The 20,331-nt window shown below is 58.7% G+C and carries 19 protein-coding genes and 1 tRNA gene; 18 read left to right on the top strand and 2 right to left on the bottom strand.

The window, feature by feature from the left end; translation table 11 throughout:
• From HMPREF2604_RS05115 to HMPREF2604_RS05030, 17 genes are all read left to right on the top strand, one after another.
• Complete coding sequence (locus HMPREF2604_RS05115; RefSeq protein WP_070563778.1) at positions 1-384, top strand: hypothetical protein; 384 nt, start codon at positions 1-3, stop codon at positions 382-384.
• Positions 384-737, top strand: coding sequence for a hypothetical protein (locus HMPREF2604_RS05110; protein ID WP_246818377.1), 354 nt, complete (start codon positions 384-386; stop codon positions 735-737). The genes HMPREF2604_RS05115 and HMPREF2604_RS05110 overlap by 1 nt, the downstream gene beginning before the upstream one ends.
• Before the next feature lie 164 nt (positions 738-901).
• Positions 902-1,129 (top strand): hypothetical protein, encoded by a 228-nt coding sequence (locus tag HMPREF2604_RS05105; protein ID WP_070563775.1) that lies wholly within the window; start codon positions 902-904, stop codon positions 1,127-1,129.
• Entirely contained in the window at positions 1,129-1,485 is a 357-nt protein-coding gene (locus tag HMPREF2604_RS05100; protein WP_070563772.1) for a hypothetical protein, read from the top strand. Before HMPREF2604_RS05105 ends, HMPREF2604_RS05100 begins: the two co-directional genes overlap by 1 nt.
• Before the next feature lie 59 nt (positions 1,486-1,544).
• Complete coding sequence (locus tag HMPREF2604_RS05095; protein ID WP_070563769.1) at positions 1,545-2,165, top strand: phage tail tube protein; 621 nt, start codon at positions 1,545-1,547, stop codon at positions 2,163-2,165.
• A 173-nt stretch (positions 2,166-2,338) separates the two neighbouring features.
• Positions 2,339-2,671 carry a hypothetical protein gene (locus HMPREF2604_RS05090; protein ID WP_070563765.1) on the top strand — a complete coding sequence of 111 codons (333 nt, stop codon included), beginning with the start codon at positions 2,339-2,341 and terminating at the stop codon, positions 2,669-2,671.
• A 53-nt stretch (positions 2,672-2,724) separates the two neighbouring features.
• The gene (locus HMPREF2604_RS05085; RefSeq protein WP_070563762.1) at positions 2,725-3,093 is read left to right on the top strand and encodes a hypothetical protein; all 369 of its coding nucleotides are present in this window, start codon (positions 2,725-2,727) and stop codon (positions 3,091-3,093) included.
• A 23-nt stretch (positions 3,094-3,116) separates the two neighbouring features.
• Positions 3,117-9,413: a tape measure protein gene (locus tag HMPREF2604_RS05080; RefSeq protein WP_070563759.1), complete on the top strand. Its 6,297-nt coding sequence runs from the start codon at positions 3,117-3,119 to the stop codon at positions 9,411-9,413.
• A gap of 14 nt (positions 9,414-9,427) precedes the next feature.
• The gene (locus HMPREF2604_RS05075) at positions 9,428-10,198 is read left to right on the top strand and encodes a hypothetical protein (RefSeq protein ID WP_070563756.1); all 771 of its coding nucleotides are present in this window, start codon (positions 9,428-9,430) and stop codon (positions 10,196-10,198) included.
• The gene (locus HMPREF2604_RS05070; RefSeq protein WP_070563753.1) at positions 10,189-11,097 is read left to right on the top strand and encodes a hypothetical protein; all 909 of its coding nucleotides are present in this window, start codon (positions 10,189-10,191) and stop codon (positions 11,095-11,097) included. The genes HMPREF2604_RS05075 and HMPREF2604_RS05070 overlap by 10 nt, the downstream gene beginning before the upstream one ends.
• 1 nt (position 11,098) lies before the next feature.
• Entirely contained in the window at positions 11,099-13,192 is a 2,094-nt protein-coding gene (locus HMPREF2604_RS05065; protein ID WP_070563750.1) for a hypothetical protein, read from the top strand.
• Between the two features lie 117 nt (positions 13,193-13,309).
• Positions 13,310-13,705 (top strand): hypothetical protein, encoded by a 396-nt coding sequence (locus HMPREF2604_RS05060; RefSeq protein WP_070563747.1) that lies wholly within the window; start codon positions 13,310-13,312, stop codon positions 13,703-13,705.
• A gap of 459 nt (positions 13,706-14,164) precedes the next feature.
• Complete coding sequence (locus HMPREF2604_RS05050) at positions 14,165-14,767, top strand: carbohydrate-binding protein (RefSeq protein WP_070563741.1); 603 nt, start codon at positions 14,165-14,167, stop codon at positions 14,765-14,767.
• 9 nt (positions 14,768-14,776) lie between these two features.
• Entirely contained in the window at positions 14,777-15,640 is an 864-nt protein-coding gene (locus tag HMPREF2604_RS05045; RefSeq protein WP_070563738.1) for a peptidoglycan recognition protein family protein, read from the top strand.
• Positions 15,640-15,975: a hypothetical protein gene (locus tag HMPREF2604_RS05040; protein WP_070563735.1), complete on the top strand. Its 336-nt coding sequence runs from the start codon at positions 15,640-15,642 to the stop codon at positions 15,973-15,975. The genes HMPREF2604_RS05045 and HMPREF2604_RS05040 overlap by 1 nt, the downstream gene beginning before the upstream one ends.
• Positions 15,972-16,400: a hypothetical protein gene (locus HMPREF2604_RS05035; RefSeq protein ID WP_070563732.1), complete on the top strand. Its 429-nt coding sequence runs from the start codon at positions 15,972-15,974 to the stop codon at positions 16,398-16,400. The genes HMPREF2604_RS05040 and HMPREF2604_RS05035 overlap by 4 nt, the downstream gene beginning before the upstream one ends.
• A gap of 4 nt (positions 16,401-16,404) precedes the next feature.
• Positions 16,405-16,761, top strand: a complete 357-nt coding sequence (locus tag HMPREF2604_RS05030; RefSeq protein ID WP_070563729.1) for a hypothetical protein — start codon at positions 16,405-16,407, stop codon at positions 16,759-16,761.
• Between the two features lie 196 nt (positions 16,762-16,957).
• Here the strand turns inward: HMPREF2604_RS05030 and HMPREF2604_RS05025 are convergent.
• Both HMPREF2604_RS05025 and HMPREF2604_RS05020 read right to left on the bottom strand, forming a co-directional pair.
• A tRNA-Arg gene (locus tag HMPREF2604_RS05025) sits at positions 16,958-17,031 on the bottom strand.
• A gap of 39 nt (positions 17,032-17,070) precedes the next feature.
• On the bottom strand, positions 17,071-18,003 hold the full coding sequence (locus tag HMPREF2604_RS05020; protein ID WP_070531529.1) for a LysR family transcriptional regulator: 933 nt from the start codon (positions 18,001-18,003) through the stop codon (positions 17,071-17,073).
• Between the two features lie 76 nt (positions 18,004-18,079).
• Between HMPREF2604_RS05020 and HMPREF2604_RS05015 the strand changes: the two genes are divergently transcribed.
• On the top strand, positions 18,080-20,152 hold the full coding sequence (locus tag HMPREF2604_RS05015; RefSeq protein ID WP_070563726.1) for a bifunctional copper resistance protein CopD/cytochrome c oxidase assembly protein: 2,073 nt from the start codon (positions 18,080-18,082) through the stop codon (positions 20,150-20,152).
• Positions 20,153-20,331 lie beyond the last annotated feature (179 nt).

The raw sequence follows: 20,331 nt of genomic DNA, 5'->3' as shown, positions 1-20,331 counted from the left end.
ATGGCGGCGTTTGCAACTGGTGACGACCTGCGCGCACGGTGGTCGCTTGCCCCCGATGGGGACCAGGCGGACGCCGTTCTCGAGGATGCGTCGGTATGGCTGCAGGCCATGTATGACCTGCCGGATAAGCCGTCAGAGAAGCTTTCTGCTGTTCTGCGGATTATCGTGTGTTCGATGGCGAAGCGTGCGCTTTTGTCGGAGAACACTGACCATGTGGAATCTTTGTCACAAACCGCTGGTGCTTTCTCGCAGTCATCTTCGTTTCGTAACAGTGAGGGCAATATGTTTCTTACTCGTGCGGAGCGGGAGATGCTGGATAAGGCACTGGATGATGAGCTGAACCGGTCTCGTGGCATGCGCACTGTTGAGGCGGTGAGTTGGTGATGGCTCTCGATGTTTCGCTTCGGTATTCAGTGGTCCGTATCCGCCGCGAGAGGGTGGGGACTGTTGACGAGCTGGGGAATGACGTCGTTGAGGATGTGGAGGCTGCTGAGCCGGTCCTGGTGGCGGGCTGGGCAGTGCCACAGTCCGATGAGCCGAAGCTTGCCGGGCATGAGCGGCGCACCGTGAAAATCGAGATGTACGCCCCTACGGGGGCTTTTCTTGTAGGTGATGCGGTTCGCCTCCCTGAGCGGGGCGACGTCCTTGAAGTCGTTGGCGAGCCGGAGAACTATGAGCACAACCCGTTTGGGTGGTCACCGGGTTTGGAGGTGGTTAATCTTGCCGGCATCGAATAGTTGGCTGTGGGTGGAACGCCCTAGCGGCGACGTGGACAAAGTGCATACCTCGTCCCTGTCGTTTGATGGGGGGTCGCTAATCTGCTTCGCTGATGAAGCCCAAACAAAGATTAAGGCCGCTTACAGTCCTGTTGGCTGGGTTCACGTTAGGTGGTGTGACGCTGATGAAATACCGACCTAACCGCGCCGGGCTTCAAGAGCTTTTGCGCGGGAGCGTGGCTAAACGCCTCGTCATTGAGCATGGGGAAGACATTGCCGCCAGGTGCGGTGATGGGTTTGTGCTCTCCACTCAGCAAGGTAAATCCCGCTTTCGCGGCATTGTGTACGCCGATACCTGGTCTGCCAAGCACCGCGACCATCGTGAGAACGTCATGGTGAGGGTGCTGGGCTGATGGGTATTTCAACACAGGCTATTGCCGTCAAAATGCTCAAAGACGCCTTAGAGGTGCGAGTATCCACACGGATGCCTGACCCCGAGCCGCAACGCTTTGTCATTGTTTCCCGGATTGGGGGAGGGGCAGACACTTGGGCAACCAAAGCTCCGCGCTTCCTGGTGGAGTGCTACGCCCCCACAGAAACGGCTGCTGAACAGCTAGCCGATGATGCCTGGGAAGCGTGGCGAAGATTCCGAAGCAACCAGGTCACCTGGGCTTCTGTGGATGACAATCTCACGCGCTACGACGACCCAGACCGTAGATTTTCCCGATTCCAATTCACTGCACAGTTGCAGATTAAGCACACCCAGTAGGTGTTGCTGACCTTTTTCTTTCAGGCCCGGTCCACGATTCTGAAAGGAAGAACTGACAGATGGCTGTCAATATCAACAATGCATTCGTTGGCGCGCCCCCGATTGATGGCGGCGTCTACTTCAACGCCCCGCTGGGCACCAAGCTGCCGACGTCCGCCACTGAGAAGCTTGAAGCTGCTTTCAAGGACCATGGCGCAGTCGGTGAGGACGGCTTCAACGTCAACCCGCAGCGCGAGTCCAACACCGAGAAGATGTTTGGTGGTGAGGACTGGGTAGACCTGCAGACCTCCTACTCCGAGACTGTGACCATCACGCTCCTGGAGGAAGACAACGCCGCAGTCATCGAGTCCCTCTTTGGCGCAGCGAACGTTGAGACCAAGGAGGCCACTAAGGCTGATGGCAAGAAGACCACCATCTACCACACCTCGGAGCGCTTGCCGATTCTCTCCCACGTGCTTAAGGCCGTGTACGGCGAGAAGGCAAAGACCTATGTGATTGAGCGTGGTCGTATCACCAGTGTGGAGAAGACAGCTGACGTTCACTCCGCATCCACCAAGTACAACCTGACTATCACCGCGTTCAAGGGCACCAACCCTGACACCAAGTACGCGTATGTCACTGAGTACCGCGACGACGGTACTCCGGCTGATGCCGGTAATCCGGCTAGCTCTGAGGGCTAGTCACTGATTCCCCTGGGAGGAGCAGCAGGGGTTACGCATTTCTGCTCCCATTTCTCATCCGGTTAATCGAGGGAATTTTTTCCCCTTGGACCGGGCCTGCCCTTGATTTTCCGGGTGGGCTCAATTCTTATTTTCGGCCCGGTCCCCCACGTATTGAAAGGCTTGGTCCAACCATGGCATTCACCGTATCCACCACTTTCGACAACATTGAGGTAGTCATCCCCTCCGCTGATGGGGAAGGCACTGTCACGCTTAGCCTCCCGCCGCTGGACTGTTTCCCGCCGAAGCGAGTTGACGCGATTAACAAGGCATTGGAGAAGAATCCTAAGGCTCACACCAATGGGGCTGAGGCTCTACGCACCCTGCTCCTGAACTTCGCAACCGAGAAGCAGGAGAAGGCCGCTATCTCTGCGCTGTGGGCGCGCCAGCTCACCGAAATCGACGAGTACTGGCAGAAGGAATCTGGGATGAAGGTGGGGGAATCCTCGCCCTCTACCGATTCATAACCGAAAAAGAGGGCCTACTCGACGCTTTACGCGCCGATCTTTTTGAGCGCGGTATGCCATGGTCACAGCTTGGTGTCACGTATACCTGGGCAGATTTGCGCGGTGTGATTATGCACTTGCCGCTCACGTCTAATTTCCGGCGCACGCTGCACCCTGAGCGGGCACGCCTGGAGACGTGGATGACGCCACAGGTGCAGATGCTGGGTGCTGTGCATGATTCCTTGCAGAACACTCTACTGCTGCTGAATCACGTCCCGGTGGAGAACCTTCCTGAGCAGGGCCTCCTATCTGGTGTCCTAACCCAACTGAAGGACACGGAGGGCAAAGAGAAGGCGGCGGAGAAGCAAAAGGAAAAGCGTCGAGGACGCAAGAAATCTGCTGCCGAAATTAGGGCTGCGGTGAGGGCTAAAGAACAAAAGTAGCAACGTAAGAAGGCAGGTTAGTCATGGCCGAGCTTGGCGTCGGGTATATCTCCATCGTCCCAGAAGTCTCCAAAATCTCCCCCGGTATTGCCGAGGCGCTGGGCGCGACAAGCCCAGTCGCGGAGAAATCCGGCAAGACTATGGGCGCGAAGCTCTCCAGCGGCATCAACAAGACTCTGAAAGCCTCCGCCATCGGTATCGGCACGACCGCGGGAGGCTTTATCGCCGCTGGACTGACTAAGGGCTTCGGGCGCCTGCAGGCCATTGAAGGTGCACAGTCGAAGCTGTCTGGTCTGGGTAGCTCGGCGCAGCAAGTCTCCGGCATCATGGATAACGCCTTGGCCGCGGTTAAGGGTACTGCTCATGGTCTTGGCGAAGCAGCGAGTGTGTCGGCGCAGATGGTTGCTGCTGGTATCGAGCCGGGGCAGCAGCTCGAGCAAACTTTGAAAACCGTGGGTGATACCGCGGCTATTGCCGGTCGCTCCATGGAAGACGTGGGCCTTATTTTCGGCTCCGTTGCGGCGCGTGGCAAGCTCCAGGGCGATGACATGCTGCAGCTCATGTCCTCGGGTATCCCGGTGCTGCAGCTGCTGTCTAAGGAGCTTGGGGTCACCTCGGCTGAGGTCTCTGACATGGTATCCGCTGGCGAAGTGGATTTCGCCACGTTCGAGAAGGCCATGCGTGAGGGTATGGGTGGTGCCGCCCTTGAGATGGGTGACACGTTCTCCGGCGCTGTCGCCAACATGGGTGCTGCCGCTGGACGTGTCGGCGCGACTGTCCTCGACCCGTTCTTTGACCTGTCTAAAGATGGGTTTGGCGCTGTCACTAAGGCGCTGGACGGGCTGGATGAACGCCTCGGGCCTGTCATGGATAGTTTCGGCGCTTGGCTGCAGAACCGTGCTGTCCCCGCGATTAAGGATTTTGGTTCTGAGATTGCGGCGTTGAGCAAGAACGCACAGCTGCAGACTGTCTTAAGTGCAACACAAACAGCGTTTTCACAGTTGTGGTCGACTGGGCAGAAGCTTCTTCCGGTCATTGGTAGCTTGGTTCAGACGTTTGGCCAGGCGTCTGCTTCACTGGGATTGGGCCTGTGGAAGAACTTTGCAAACGTCCTAACTCTCACTGGTTCTGCACTGGAGTCTTTAGCGGGGCCTTTGGGCTCAGTTGCTGATTTCCTGTCTAATCACCCTGCTCTGGTCACGGCTGCCGTGGGCGCGTGGGCTGGTTTCAAGACCATCCCGAACCTGATTAGCAAGATTACCGGGGCTGTGAACCCTCACGTTTCTTCTTTGAAGACGATGGGGGAGGGCGTTAAGGACCTCAAGTCCTACTATGAGGCCACTGGCCGGGAGATTTCGACGTTTGGCGCTACTATCCAGTATGCCGCCACGTCGAACAATAAGGTCGTTGCCGCCATGGCCCGCGCATATGACCAGGCGGCAGGGCCGGCGCAGTCTCTTGCTAGTAGCGCGTCGAACGCTATGGCAGAAATGGACGCTAGCGTTGGGCATTCCACGCGTAGCGTATCCGGGGCGGTTAAGAAGATGTCCGGCACCGTCAAGGGTGTTGGCGCGGCTGCGTTTACGGGCCTGAAATCTGCCGCTGGTAGTGTCATGTCGTTGTTTGGTGGTCCGTGGGGCCTGGCATTCATGGGTGCCACGGCGGCTGTTGGCGCTGTTGCTTCGGCAAACAGCAAGGCGAAGATTGTTCAGGACGCGTACGCGAAGGCGACGCGTGAGGCGGCTACTGCCCAGGACCAGTTGAACGTGTCGTTGGCCGGCACAAGCACAGCTTTGTCTTCTGCTCAGTTGAGTGACGCCGCCGCCATTGTGAACAAGGACCTTGTGCAAATGAAGACGTTTGCACAGGAGTACTCGGGCTGGTTTAACACCATCTCCGCCCCGGATCTGTCGTGGTGGCAGCAGGGCCACTGGTCAGCCGATTGGCGCGCATACGCCAACGAGGTCAACCAGGCTAAGGACGCGTATGAGGCGATTGAGAAATCCGCCGGCGACCTTAAAATCCCGATGGAGGACCTTAACCGGGTTGTCGCTGAGGGAGGCCCTGAGTATGACAACCTCATTTCCTCACTGCGCCAGGGCGGAGACGCCTCGCAGATGGCAGCTGACAAGCTTGCCGAAGCGCGAGACAATATCCAGCAGTCTATCGACGCTGCGCGTAATCTCGACCCAACCATTGCCGGCATCTCTGAGGGTATGGGGGTCCTTGCTGATGAAACGTCGTCGGCACAGGACAAACTCGCGGCCCTGTCCGACATCATGGAGAAACTCACTGGTGGGGCGTTGTCACAGGATGAGGCGCAGGCGAAGTTGGTTGAGGACGTTCAGGAGACGACTGAGGCCGTTTCGGAGATGGCTGGAAAGCTGTCCGAGTTGGGCCCGGTTGAGCTTGACCCGGATGGCACCATCGACGCCACGACTGAGGCCGGTAAAGAAGCCGTCAACACTATCTCCGGCATTGCACGCACAATGCTGGAGGCGGCTTCTAACGGTGTTTCCGTAGATGAGATTTTCGACCAGCAGGCTGATAATCTCACCGCCCTGCAGGAAGCCCTGGGACTGACTGATGACCAGTTCCAGAAGCTGATGGAGTCTTACGGCTTGACCCGTGAGCTCATGGGCTTGCCGCTGGAGCTTAAGGGCGCTGATACTGCCGAGCAGCAGGTAGCCGCTCTAGAGGCTGGTCTTTCGCATCTTGAAGAGGGCAAGTCTGTCCAAATCACGCCACCCGACCCGGCTGTTGCTGCCGTCCTTGAGGATATTGGCTATAAGGTTGAGTATCTTGATAACGGAAACTTCGAGATTACGGCTACTGCCGATGTAGATGCGGATGAACTCGATAATCTTGGCGAGAAGGTTAAGGAGATTGAGGGGCTTCACGCTGAGGCTACGGCTGGTCTTGACACCACTATGTTCGCTCTGGGCGCGGATGAAGCTAAGCAGCTTGGCCGCGAACTGGACGAGCTGGAGGTTTCCCCTGAGGCTGACCTGACGATTGACAAGTTGCTGCAGGGCAAGGACGTCTCTATTGGTGAGCTGCAGGCGCTGGCACGCGAGGTATCTACCCCAACTGCCGACCTGGACAAGATGCTGCTTGACGCTGGTGTTGAGGACTCGAAGGTTAAGCTGGCAGACCTCAATAAACAGAAGACCAAGCCGACTATTGACGTCAATGCTGAGCCTGCAAAGCAGGGCATTAACTCGGTTAGCCGCATGTTGCAGGGCCTTAAAGATAAGGTCATCAACATTTTCACCCGCCGTCGAGACGCCGCCGCTGACGGTCTGATCAATTACGGCTCTCACCGTTTCCTTGCAGCTGGTGGCGCGGGACGCATGTCCCAGCAACCGGCACAAATCGCAGCTGGTGGTAGGTGGATTACTTGGGCTGAGGATGAAACACAAGGCGAGAGCTTTATTCCTCACGCTCCGTCGAAGCGGAAGCGTTCTACCCAGATTCTGGCGGAGACCGCGAGCATCTTCGGTCTTGGCCTGGTGGACGCTGGCGGAAATCAGATTCGTCGTGATGGGTCGTCGGTGGCCCCTACGTCTGCTAGGTATATGGCAGATGGCGGTGTGTCACCGGACCAGCTTTTGCGCTACTTCAAGGGTGAGCGGGTCAATGGGCAGCAAGCAAGCCGCTCACTGCAGGGCGCGCCTTACGTCTTCGGCGGCTCCAACTGGGGTGACTGTTCCTCTACGCAGGGCCAGGGCGCACTGTTCGCGGTGGGCCAGCCGGCTGACCGTGGCCGGTTCATGTCCACCGCAAATGAGAGCGGGCAGCTTGCTTCTATTGGCTTCAAGCCGGGCCTTGGAAGTGGCGCACGCTACGCTATCGGCTGGTACAACGGCGGGCCTGGTGGTGGCCACACCTCGGGAACCATCCACTTTGGGGACGGTCATTCCGTCAACGTTGAGATGGGCGGCGGTGCTGGTGGCCAGGGCAAGATTGGCGGTGCTGCTGCTGGTGCTGCACACCCCCAGTATGCGGAGCACGCTCACCTGCCTTTGGGTGTTGAGCTCAGTGCGGATATTCAGGACCTTGAGTCCGGTGACATTGAGTCCACGTCAGTAGACGGCTACACCACTAAGTCGGGTAAGACAGTTTCTTGGGGTAAAGCCCAGGAATACTATGACATGGCGCTGGAGTTCCAGAAGCGCACACGCATTCACGACCGTGGCGGCATTATGAAGGATGGCCGAATCGCCATCAACATGTCCGGCAAGGATGAACGCATTCTTAGCCCGATGGAAACGGTCGCCTATGAGCGTTCCCTGGATGTGCTGCCTAGGGTTACTGCACAGTTCGACTCGGCGGTGAACAAGTTCGTGGGGCAGGCGGACGCTGCACAGCTACAAGCCGCTTCGTACGGTCGTCATTTCGGCGGGGACTACTTGGCTAGTGCTGAGATTGTGCGTGATGCTGAGCAGGGCCTGTTGGATACGCGCCGCGCCATTGCCGACGAGAACGACGAGGTAGTGGAGCGCGAGGAAGCCCTGGCTGAGGCGAAGAAGGAACTTGCTGAGGTTGAGAAGGAAGGCGGCGGGTTGACCACGGCGCAGAAGCGCAAGCTTGCTGACGCTGAGGAAAACCTGGCGAAGGCCCGCAAGAATGGCAAGCCTGACAAGATTGCTGATGCGGAGAAGAGGCTGGCCCGCGCCCGCGAGGACGTGGATGAGGCTTTGGAGAAGTCGAAGGACAAGAACGCTAAGGCTGTTGCGGCGGCTCAGAAGAAGGTCAATAAGGCGGAGGACGCCCTGGCTGAGGCTAGGGAGCAGACTGCTGACCAGTCTGACCGTTTGGTTGCGGCGGAGCGCGCTGTTGCCGCTGCACGCTACAAGGCGGCGGGCGATATGGCTGAGTCCATCTTTGAATCCGTCTCCAAGGGGTTCATGTCGCTTTCTGGTTTCTTTGATGAGATGGAGCGCTTGGCTGAAATTGTTGAGCGCACGCGTCAGGAAGTCTCGAAGCTGGAGATGCAGCAGCAGACTAACGCTATTGAGCGCTTGCGTTCAATGGCTGAGTTGCAGGTGCGTGAGCATGATGTTGCCCGGGCTCGCGCCCGTGGAACGTTGTCTGTGGCGCAGGCTGAGGCTGAGCTGGAGGATGCCCGCGACGCTGCAGCCCGTATGGGCTCCACCTCGATTGAAGCAATGTCAGGCGCGATGGATCGTTTCCGAACGACCGGCATTTTCGCGGTCGAGGAGGTCGCGGAGTCCGTTGCGGAGAACACAGCTGAGGTTAAGGCAGCTGAGTGGGGCGTCAAGGTTGCTCGTGCCCAGGCCGCGCTGGACGAGTTTGAAGCAACTCGCCAGCAGGCTTTGGCGCAGCTCGAAGTTGCCCAGGCAACGCTGACGCAGACGGCGGCGGCGGAGATGTTGACGCTGCAGACGCAGCAGCTGCAACAGCAGGCCGCGAACCTTTATGGCATGACAGCCAATCAGGCTAGTGGCGCGGCACGCGGCTTTGGTGGTGTCGGCAAGGTCACTGGTGGTATCGGAAAGATTATCGGTGGCGTTCTTGCTGGTATTGCCGGTTTTGCGGTCGGTGGCCCGGTGGGCGCTTTGGCCGGTGCTGGTTTGGCCCTGGGTGGGTTGAAGGACACGGTTCAGGGCAGTATTGACATCCATCAGAACAAGAAGGAGATGGGTGAGGCCTGGAAGAACCTTGACGCCGGTTCGAAGGCTGGCATTGTTCTTGGTTCCGCCGGCGGCGCTGCCTTGGGTATTGCCGGCGGCGCTTTGTCTGGCCAGTACGGCACAGAAATGGCAACGGCTGGCGCTGAGCTCGGCGCACAGTTCACTGAGGCCACGATTGGGTCTTTGCAGTACGGCATTGCTGGCCGTATTGACAAGCTCAAGCGCGACTCGGAGGACCAGACGGCTGAGCTGCAGCGAAAGATTGACCGTGACCAGTTGGCCCTAGACATGCTCAAGGCCCAGAACGAGGTCGACTACATCACTAAGAAGGACGTGTTGGAGTCGAACCTTGAGTACGCGAAGCTGCAGCAGGAACTGGCGACGGCACAGAGCGAAGGTGTGATTAAGGCACTTGAGCAGGCGTCGAAGGTGGAGCAGGACCGGGCCAATAAGGCACATGTGGAGCAGATGGGAATTATCAGCGACACCAACAAGCACCTGGAGGAGCTTGTCACGTTGACGCGCAACGACAAGGGAGCGAACTCAGAGACAGGTAAACAGCTAGCCGCCGCTGTTGGCGGGATTAACAAGCTGCTGTTGTCTTTGTCGACGCGCCCGTTGTCGACGGCTGACGGTAACCGCTTTGCGGAAGCCAGGATTTAGGGAAGGAGTTGTAGGTGAATCGGTACAAGATTCGGTACTACGCGCCTGATGGGCACGAGTGGGTGCTTATGGGTGATAAGTGGCTGGCCGGCATTAAGTCCGGTGGCATTGATGGCCTGGTGGGTGATGGTGATGACGTTACTGTTGCCCGCGTGGGTGATGTTGGTCAGTCGCTTGATTCTTTCCAACCGACGCCGATGACTGGCACGCTTACGGTGCTGGTGCGTGGGGATAGTGGGGCTCAGGTAGATGCGGTGTGGGCGAAGTTCCGTTCTGGTTTTTCGCGCACACGGCCGGGCACGCTGGTGGTGGAGTCGCCTTCTCATGCGTTGTCGGCTCAGGTGCGCTTGTCTGGGCCGATTTCGCCGCCGGAGGAGGACCCGACGTCTGGCGGTTTTGTGCGCGATGTGCAGGTGCCGTTGGTGGCAGATAGGTGCGGGTGGTGGACGGATTGGCAGTCCGCCACGGGTACCGTCACAGTGACCAATTGGGGCGACCTTACAGTATGGCCACAAATCAGGTGGGGAGGGGCTACCGGAACCGTTTACCTCCCCTCCGGGGCACGTTTCCCCCTCCCACAAGCAAACGGGGAACGCGTTGTGTCTCTCTCGATGGCTCAGGCCGGTTTCGTAACTACTAAGGACGGCACACCAGATTTCGCACTTAGGAAGCAAATGAGTGGTGCTTACCCCGAGGGTGTGCCCGCCGGGCAGAAACGCACCTACCGTCTGCCTACCGGGGCCACGCTTGAGTGGCAGATAGGAGTACTTGATCCATGGCGGTAGATTGGGATTCTTACCGACTGCACCGCACTCAAGTAGTGGCCGACCAGGGGCAGTACGTCGGCCTGTTAGATGAAAACTGCGAACCGCTGATGGATTGCCCACCTGTGGTGTCCATGACCGCGCCGCAAACCAAGAACGCCCCAACATCACTACGGATGCAGTTATCCGTGCGCGCCCTGGATGGGAGCGTGCACCCGATTTGCGATGAATTGGTGGCACAGGGCCTGTCTTCGACGCGAGGGCAGTGGCTAGAGCTCGACGCGGAGGGCAAAGCTCTCTCAACGTCGTTGGATGCTAGCCGTTATGTGATTGTGGAGCGTGAGGATATGCGCCGCGTCTACCAGGTCACGCACGTGGCGGCGGAGGCGGGGCGTGAGCTCCCATCATTGATTGAGATTAATGGTGTTGACCTTCTGAAAAAGCTGGCCCTTGTGCCGTGTTTCTCTGCCCCAACAACTGTGTCGGGTAAGTGGACGACGTTCACGCGTGACTGGGCGGGCCCGGAGAATGTGGGCGCGCGGTTCTCGAAGCCGCGTGACTTGCAGGACTTCAAGCTGGTCACGGTTGCCGATGGCGTCACCGTTGATGGTGAGGCTGAGGCGGTGATTCGCCGGCTGGTGTCGGAGTCTTTGCAGGCCACGTGGAAGGCGATGGGCCCGGAGGTGGTGAAGGCACCGCCGATGGTGGTTGACCCCACCTCAAGCGGGTTGGAATCTCCTTACATTCTGATACGCCCCACGGACCAGTCCGTGCTTGATGAAGTATCGGCGCAGGCCATGGCGGCGGGTGTTGTCCTCGATGTTGGCCTGTGGCTACCGGGGGACAAGCCGGTGAAGGGGCTAACCCTGAACGCCCCGACGATGGTGGTTCGGGTGCGGCAAACTTTGGAGGTGAAGTAGCTTGGCAGTCAAAGACCATGTTGTGCTGTCCTCGGATGGTGGCAGCGTGACCATGGGACGCCGATTGGCGTTCTACTCGTATGGTCGTTTCGATGTTGTTATCCCGGAGGGGCGGGAGCAACAGGTTGAGGACGACCGGATTCAGAACGGCTATATTGCCCGCAACCCTGGGCAGAAGATGGGACGGTTTGATTTCGGGTTTATCCGCCAGGACGCCACTATCAACCTTGAGGCGCAAACGTCTGACCTTGAGCTGGCGATTGATTCCACTGAGAAGCGTTCCGAGGGGGACGTGTATGTGGAGCGGGATATTTCCCGCGCCGGCATGAATGGGTTTGAGCTGGGCCGGGATTTCGGCTTGGACGATATCGTGCGTTATCGCGTGTGGGGTAATTACCTCAGGTTGCCTGTCACGGCTGGCGATTTGGAGTCGTCGGTTGATGGTGGTTTGCGTGGTGTGCGTGTGCATGTTGGCGGACAAGTTGCTTCGGATAGTGAGGCTCGTCTGCGCCGGAATAATGAGATTTTGGGGCAGATTGAGAATGAGAAGCGGCAGCGTACGCGGCAGGTGTCTCAGGCTCGGTCGACTGCTGATTCTGCTAAGTCGACGGCGGATGAGGCTAAGAAGACTGCTGATGAAACAGCCGCCCTGGTTGACGGCCTGGACATCGAGGGCAGTATTGAGCGGGCCCGTGAGGCTGTGGATTCGTCTAACGCTATTTTGCAGTTGGTGCGGCAGTTGACGGGTGCGGCGGCGGCTCAGGGTGCGCAGGCTCAGGCGTCGGCGTCTCTGGCGATTGAGTACGCCCGCCAGGCGGAAGAGGTGCTGGATAAGCTCGATCCGCTCCGCGATGACGTGGTGGCCGCGCACGCTGAGGTGGCTCGCCTGTCTGGTGAGGCGGCTAAGGCTGCTCAGGAGGCTGCGGCGGCGGTGGCTGCTGGTGAGAAGCAGGTTGTGGCGGCGCAGCGTGCGGCTAACGCGGCGGCTCAGGATGCGGCTACGTCGCAGCAGCTCGTGGATGAAGCGGAAGCGTTGCTTCAGGAACTGTCCCCGCTTCAGGATGCGGCGCGGAAGTCCCTCAAAGATGCTCAATCCCTACTGGATAACGCCGGTGGCGCGGGCCGCTCTCTCGCGGATGTGCTGAAGGAAGTCGCCGCGAAGCACCAGGCGGTACTGTCCGCGCATGATGACATTCTGGCTACGCATAGCGACGTACTAGAAATCCATGGTGAAGCGATTAAATATGCTGCTATGGCGGCGGCTCAGGCTGGTGCGGCTGCTATGCAAGCGAGCCAGGCGGCGGCGGAAGCGTTGCGTGCTGCTGATTTGAATGCTCAGGCTATCGCGGCGCTCGCGGAAGCGGACAAGAAGCTGATTGAGGCCGATAAGAAGCTGCAAGAGCAGATTGATGTCCTCGAAGAATCCCAACGCCTCCTAGCCCAGGCTATCCGCTACGTTGCGGCTGCTGCATCCCAGGCCGCGCAGGCCGCTATGTCCGCCGCGCAAGCCTCGGAAGAAAACGCGAACGCCATCGCCCAAACAAATATCGCGGTCGATGCGGCTAATGATTCAATCGAGGCCCTAAAGGGGGCCAATAAGGCCCGCGATGAAGTGGTGGGCAACATTCAGAAATCAGTTGATTCTGTCAAGCAGGCTCAAGCGGCGCAAAGAGGTGCCGAGACGGCGCGTAACCAAACACTCACTAACGTTCAAAAGTTTTCGTGGCTATCTAGTTTCCGGCGCGTTCGGGTTCTGGAATTTGACCGGTGGAAGAACCCGAATCAGCTGAAATGGGATGACGGTTCCCTAATGGTTTCTGTAGGAATATCGTCTGATACTTCAAGCGGGGAACCCACGCTGTATGTCAGCAAAGGACCTATTGATTTTTCGGGGCACGTAGAAGTTACTGCCCAGCGTTCAGGCGGTACGTTCTCGGGAAAGATAGGAGAGTTTCGGTTTGGAACAAACCTCTTATACATGTTTCCGATTTCAGATTGGTATTCGATTTCGGTCAAAGTGTTCCCGATTTGGCCTGATGCCAAAACTAAGGCGGAGTTCGATGGAATATCGGTTGGATACCGCCCGATTCTGTAACGCTCGCCGATTGCCGTGAGGCTATACGGCCCCAACTCTTTTTAGGAGGACTGAATGCAGACTTTGCTTAAACCCCTCAATATCCACGCGGGGGGGGATTGTTAAATGACCTCCCCAATGATGGATCTGTACCTGCCAAAAACCTACGTCTTCAAGCGCGGCGCGGAGGGGTATGCTACGCGGGCCCAGATGGAACGCATCGACGCCGGCGGGCTCCAATTCTTGTACCTGCCAAAGGGCCTATCACTGGTCACAGTCATTGCTACAAGCATGGAAGCCGCAACCCTGGAATTGACCCTGAACCAAGGAAGGGATGTTTCAAAGACGCTCGCCCTGGTGAAAGGCGTGCAGAATACAACAGAGAAGATTTGGACGGGCCATATCTCCAACGCGGGTACCAACTACAACGATGGAGGCGTCTACCTGCGCATCCACGCAGAACGTGTCACGACACAGGCGATGAACAATGGCTCCGTGTCGGTGCAGGTCGTGAACTTCCCGCCCGAAACCTAGCCACCGCGGGGGTGGTCGCGTAATGGCTACCCCTAACTTGGATTTCCCGATGCCTGTCGCGGTGACGTGGACTGTACCCAACTCGGGAAAGCATTTATACGCACACCGCATTCAGTCTAGGGAAGAAATCGGCGGACAGCCGCCCTCGAGTTTGCGGTGGTATCTGCCTGCCGGTGGCTACAGCATAATGATCACTAACTATCTCGCATCCCCAATTAACATCGCGTGGATGCCCGGCCCGGACAGCTACTGGATCAACCTATTTTCTTGTCAGCCTGGGGAGTCTAAGACAACGACCATTAGTGCAACTGGCTGGGGATATTTCCTTATTTCTGGCGATGGTGATTGGTCGTCTGCCGATAGGGGTCACGCCACGATGACGATTGCCCCGTTCCCCCAGGCCTAACTCAGCCACCCCCCGGGGGTGGCTTTCGCTTATATCTGAAAGGAAAATTAATCATGGAAGAATTCGACTTTGATGCCTGGGTGGAGGGCCTCAAGGCTATCCCCGAGGACCGGCTCATGGAGGCCGCCGCCGCGGTGTCCCGCGAACGTCGTGAGCGCCCCGCCCGCGCCGCCGAGGAAAAAGCCCGCGTCTCCATCGTGGCTAGCCTATCCATAACCGCCCCGGATTTGGTCTCCACCCACGTCACCCTCGAAGAAGCAAAAGCTGACCCCGAAAAGGTGCCAGCATGGGCTAACCCAGGAGCTGACTTCCTCAAGGCCCACCGCCAGGGCGGCGTCGTCAAGCACGGCGACAAGTACTGGGTATCGGAAGCCGAGAACCTCAACGCCTGGGAACCAGGGGCCGAGGGCGTCCACACCAACATCTGGCGGGATGTTACCCACGAAGTCCTACCACCCGCACCCAAGACCGACGGCAGAGGCAAGGTCATCGCACAAGGAAGCCAAGAAAACCCGTTCCCGTTCGTCGCCGGTATCCAGGTAAAGGCAGGCCAGTACGTGCTCTACCAGGACGCAAAATATCGAGTCCTGCAAGGCCATACGTTGGCAGATCACTGGGCGCCCACCGTAGCCCCCGCCCTCTTCCAAAAAGCCTAGGAGGACATCATGGCACGCGACTATTACAAGCTAGAGCCCGATAAGATTTATCGAATCGGCAAGCACTACACCCCGGGGCGTGCAGGCCAAAAAATCCAGTTCATTACCCGCCACCACCTCATGTACATCGGTGAAGGTGAAGCCGTCGTAGACGAAATCTGGAGCTCGCGCCCCGCCTCCGCCCACCACGTCATCGGCCCCACTGGTAGGTGGGTGCAAACCGTCTATGATAACGATACCGCGTGGGCTAATGCCTCCCAGTGGGCTAATCAGCGCACTATCGCTATCGAGCATTCCAACATCACCGGGCGCGCACGAAACCAGGGCGACTTCCACCCTGATTCGTGGAACATCAGTGACGCCACAATCACTACAGGCGCTCGTGTAGCTGCCGCATACTGCCTGTATTTCAACCTCGGCAGGCCCGTGTACGGCAAGAACATTCGAGACCATTTCGAGTTCACCGCGACAGGTTGCCCAGTCCACCTGTCCGGCCCGAAGGCCGGTAACGGGTTCGGTGGGCGCGCCGGCAAGTATCACCAGCAGTGGATGGATGAGGCGCAACGCTTCTACGACGAGCTAAAAGCAGGAAAAGCCACCGGAAAGACACCGGCTAAGAACACTGGAGGGAGTAGCGTCACCATGAACGCAGTAGAACAAGTCAACGCCCACACCAGGGCATTCATCTCGGGATACCTAGGGCCGCAGATTGAGGCGATTCAGGAAATCTGGCGGCAACTACGTGGCCCATCGGGGAACGGCTGGGAGCAACTCGGCAAGAATGATAAGGGCCAGAATTTGACCCTCGTCGACGCCGTGGCTGCAATCCGCCAAGACCTCGCCCGCATCGAGAAGAAGTTGGAGGAACGATAATGGCCAAGCACTACACCAACCCCGCGCCGAAGCCCCGCGCCGTCATCGGCACCCCATGGTGGATTCGCCTAGCCGTGTACGTCATCGTCGCCGCCGTGGGCCTGGCCCTCGTCGCTTTCGGTATCGCCAGCCCCGACCAGGTAGACGGCTGGCTGGGGCAGACCGGTGGTCTAGCCGCACTCATCGGTGGCCTTCTCGCCGCTGTGAATACGGGCCGCGAATCCGACGAAGCACCTGTAGGTGTAGTCATTGAGCAGCCCACCGCACCAGAGCCGGAGGACGTGCCCGTACTACCGGTGTACACCGGGCCAACCACAGCAGGGGAGCAGTCGTGAGATGGGAGAGCGCTAAACGCCGAGTTGCCCGCTGGCTCGTCTCCGACGCCGCCGGCCTCCTAGCCCTCGGAAGTATCTCCATTGCACGCGGCATGTCCTACACGCCGGTGCTGGTTGACCCTGAGCGCAAGCCGACGCATTTCATGGAGAGTGTGCTTAACCCCCCGGCGTGGGCAGTGGTGTGGATCCTCATGGGGCTACTCTGCCTGTGCGCCACGCGGGTACCGAAGCTCGTACCCTCTGCTGTTGGCGCGGTGGTGGGGCTGCACTCCATGTGGGCACTCAGCTTTATCTTCGCCACGGTATTCGACGACCTCCCCCGGGCCTGGGTGTCCTCACTCGGATACATCGGAATCGCCACCATGACCCTCTACGCGTACGGGCGGGGGCAGACTAGCCAGGTCACAGTCACAGATGGGAGATGATGGTATGCCAGTAGACGGGCCGCTGGCAACAGTCATCGTCGGCGTGATTGGCGTGCTCGGCACCCTTATCGGTACTCACCTGACGGAGAAAAGCCAGAAGAAAAAGACGGAAATCGAGGCCAGAGGCCCCGAATGGGAATCATTCACTAATAGTATTCGTGCGTGGACGAATGAGCAGCTGAAAGAACGTGACAAGTCGATTGCGGAGATGCGGGGCGAGATTGCGGAGCTGCGTGACAAATTGGAGGTGTGGAAAAGCCGCTACTTTGTCGCCGTGAATCATATCCGCCAGTGGCGACTGCGCCACCCGGAGAGCGTTGACGAGCTGCCTATCCCAGACGAGCTAGAAAACGACTTTTGAAAGTCTTTGAAGTTTTAGCCCTCACCCTGTACGGGTGGGGGTCTTTTTCTGCGTTTTAGGGGGCTAGAATCCCACGACATTTCCACGACATGCGCCACCGTAAACCGCTGTAAATGGCTGTAAACGACTGTATGTGCGAAAACGTAGAAACCCCCTCCCACCAGCAAAAACGCTAGTAGAAGGGGGAAAGAAAAAGTGCCCCCAGCAGGATTCGAACCCGCGACACATGGGGTAGAAACCCACTGCTCTAATCCACTGAGCTATGGAGGCGTACCGCGCCATCATAACGCACTGGGGCGTGTAGTCCGATTATCGGGCTACCGCTGGCGTTGGCTCGGCGTAGGCGTTGAGGAGGACGTCGTTAAGCGTGCGCGCCGCGGGGCTCAGCGCACGGTCCGCGCGGTGGATGACGAGCGCCTGCACGGTCGGGAGGGCTTCCGCGATTCGCCGGAAGTGGACTCCCTGCTGGCCCAAAGCCTGCGCGGTGTGCGGCAGGAGGCTGATGCCGTAGTCGCCCGCCACGAGTGGCAACCCCGTTTGCAACGTGGGAACTTCTTGGACTGTAACGGGCTTGCTTAATGCTGCCTTAGCCCACACCTGATCCATTGCTTCCGGCAAACCGCTGAGTTCCGGCCAGCGCGGCGGCAAGAGCCAGGTCTCAGCGCTCAGGTCGGTCAACCGCACGGGGTCGGGCAAGCCTTTAAGCCTCTCGGGGAGCGCGACGTGCACCTCCATTTCTGCGGCGCAGTCAATGGTGAGCTGCGCGCCGTAGTCTTGGTGGAAGCGCTGTGGGTTAGTGGTGAGGAGGATTCCCAACTCCGCTGAGCCATCCAGGACCTCTCTCAACGTGGCGGTTGGTTCTAAGTCCTTTAAGGAAACACTTACCTCCGGTGCGCGCTGGCGCATGCGGCACAGAATCTCTGGCATATAAAGCCAGTTGAACTCGGGGGCGGAGCATAACGTCACAGAGCCCGCGCTGCCGGATGCAATTTCGGCAAGGCGCGTGGTGGCGGTGGTAAGAAGGGAATCTATCGAGGTAGCGACGCCATAGAGGTAATCTCCGGCCTCTGTGGTTCGGACTCCACCGCGCCCGCGGGAGAGCAGCTTCACGTTGAGATCCTTTTCAAGTTTGCGCACGGTCAGGCTTAAAGAAGGTTGCGTGAGCTGCAGTGCTTCCGCAGCTTGCGTGAATGAACCGTGGTCCACAACGGACCGAAAATGGTGAAGCTGGCGAGAGTCCATAAGAGCAGACTACCCGAAAGCTTAGAAAAAACTACTTTTTAGGTAAGAGAACCTCCGTGACGGTAGACTGCCCACCATGCACACTGAGAAAGAAACTCCCAGCTCACAGCGCTTTCGGGGGGCGGCGCGCTCGACGTCGGGAGCGCAGCCTTCCCGCTTGTTGAATCTTTCTTTCGTCGTCTTCGCGGGCCTCGTGGGCGGAATCATTTCTCTGTTCTTTCTTGCGGACTCGCTCGCCGCCCTAGGCATCCCCGACCCAGGGCGTATGACAACGTTCGGCCTGCCCTTCTTCCGCGCTATCGCGTGGATGCTCATGGCGCTTTCTATCGGCTCCTTTATGTCGAGCGCCTTCTTTATCTACCCGGCGGTACCGGATAAGGACAACGAGCGTCTCATCAAGGCCACGCTCACCGTCGATGGGCACATCGCAGCGCGGACCGGCGCATGGGCGGCGGTGGGCGCCGCGGTGGTGTCTTTATTAGAGGTCCCTCTCGTCATGTCGGATCTCACCGGCACCCCGTTGGCCAAGGTTCTCAACCCAGAGCTGATGGGCATGGCAGTGGGGCAGATCGCGGCGTCGCAAGTCTGGCTGCTCACCGCAGCTATCGCAGTGGTTGTTGCCGTATCTGGTTTTGTCGCACGCACGTGGGCGGGCCAGGTCGGAACGTTTTTCTTGTCATTGTTGCTGACGGTGCCTCTCGGGATGGAGGGCCACTCGGCTTCCGGCGGCGATCATGACTACGGTACGAACTCGCTGCTGCTGCACCTGTTCTTCATCATGCTCTGGGTCGGTGGACTCATGGGGCTCATCGCCCATGGCCGCCGCCTTGGCCCAGATATGGGTGTGGCGGTGCGTCGCTATTCCACGGTCGCTTTGTTCTCCATCGTGGGGCTGGCAGCTACAGGCGTAGTTAATGCGCTGATTCGCGTTGAGTTCGGGGATCTGTTCACTACTCGATACGGCCTGTTGGTGCTGAGCAAAGCGGTGCTCACCGTGGTGTTGGCGGCCATCGGCTTCGTGCACCGACGGGTCACCATCCCTCACTTGAAGAGTTCGCCGCGCCTGTTTATCAGGGTGGCTGTGGTTGAGGTTCTCATCATGGCGGCGACCGTTGGCGTGGCCATCTCGATGGGCCGTACGCCGCCCCCGCCGCCGCGGGACCCGAATCTCAATGCCATGCAGATCCTGCTGGGCTATGAGCTTTTCGACGCCCCCACCGCCACCAACGTGTGGACCATGTTCCGCTTTGATCTCATGTTTGGCTCGCTGGGGATCGTGCTGGCCGGCTTCTACCTGTACGCGCTGTGGCGCCTCAAGCGCCGCGGGCTGACGTGGTCGGCAGGACGCACTGCGTGGTTCCTAGTGGGAGCGCTGGGCATGACGCTGATCATGAGCAATGGCATCGGCTTGTATATGCCGGCGCTGTACTCCATGCACATGTTGGTGCACATGATTCTGTCCATGGCAGTCCCGCTGTGCCTTGTGCTGGGCGCTCCGGTGACCTTAGTGATGGAAGCTTTTGAGCCTGGGGAGCCGGGCAAGCCCACGCTTCACGACGCTGCCGTCGCCCTCACCAAGGCTCGTACCTTGCGCATTCTTACGCATCCAGCGGTCAACGTTGTGCAGTTCCTGGCTTTCCTCTACGTGCTCTATCTTTTCCCGAACTTTTATGAGCTCGCCATTTCGGAACACGCTGGGCACGTGATCATGAACTGGGTCTTCCTGATCTCTGGCTACATCTACTACTGGGAGGTTATTGGCCCGGACCCGTTGCCGTGGCGCGCGCCGACGGGCATTCGCCTGCTCATCCTCTTCGTGTCGATGCCCCTGCACCTTTTTGCTGGCGTCTACCTCATGCAGATGCAAGTCATTCTGGGCTTGGACTTCTATGAGTCCTTGAGCTTGCCGTGGCACCCGGACTTTGTCACGGACCAACGAACCGGCGGCGGTATTTCCTGGGGCTTCGGCCAATTCCCGCTGGTGATTGTGTTTGGTTCGCTCTTCCTCGACTGGCTGCGGGAGGATCGTGCCACCGCTCGGCGCCATGATGCTAAGGCGGATATTGACGGTGATGCTGATTTGGAAAGCTATAACGCCATGCTCAAGCAGATGAGCGAAGGGGATGATTCCACCTTCCGCCAGCACTAGCGGGAGTGCGCACCCTGGGTGCGTGAAAAGGAGTCCTTACCGGGCGAAACGGATATGTTGTTGATGCTTTCAACAAGTTATCCACAGGTTGGCAGTGAGGCCATTGCGGGCGCGCTGATCGGTGGCGATGATGCGAGGTACGGGAGGCGCATCGCTTCCTCGCATTGAAAAGAGCACCA

The sequence above is a fragment of the Corynebacterium sp. HMSC055A01 genome (assembly GCF_001809405.1).
GTDB classification, from domain to species: Bacteria; Actinomycetota; Actinomycetes; order Mycobacteriales; family Mycobacteriaceae; genus Corynebacterium; species Corynebacterium hesseae.
Note: the sequence above shows the minus strand (reverse complement) of the source record. Positions and strands in the feature narration are given on the sequence as shown.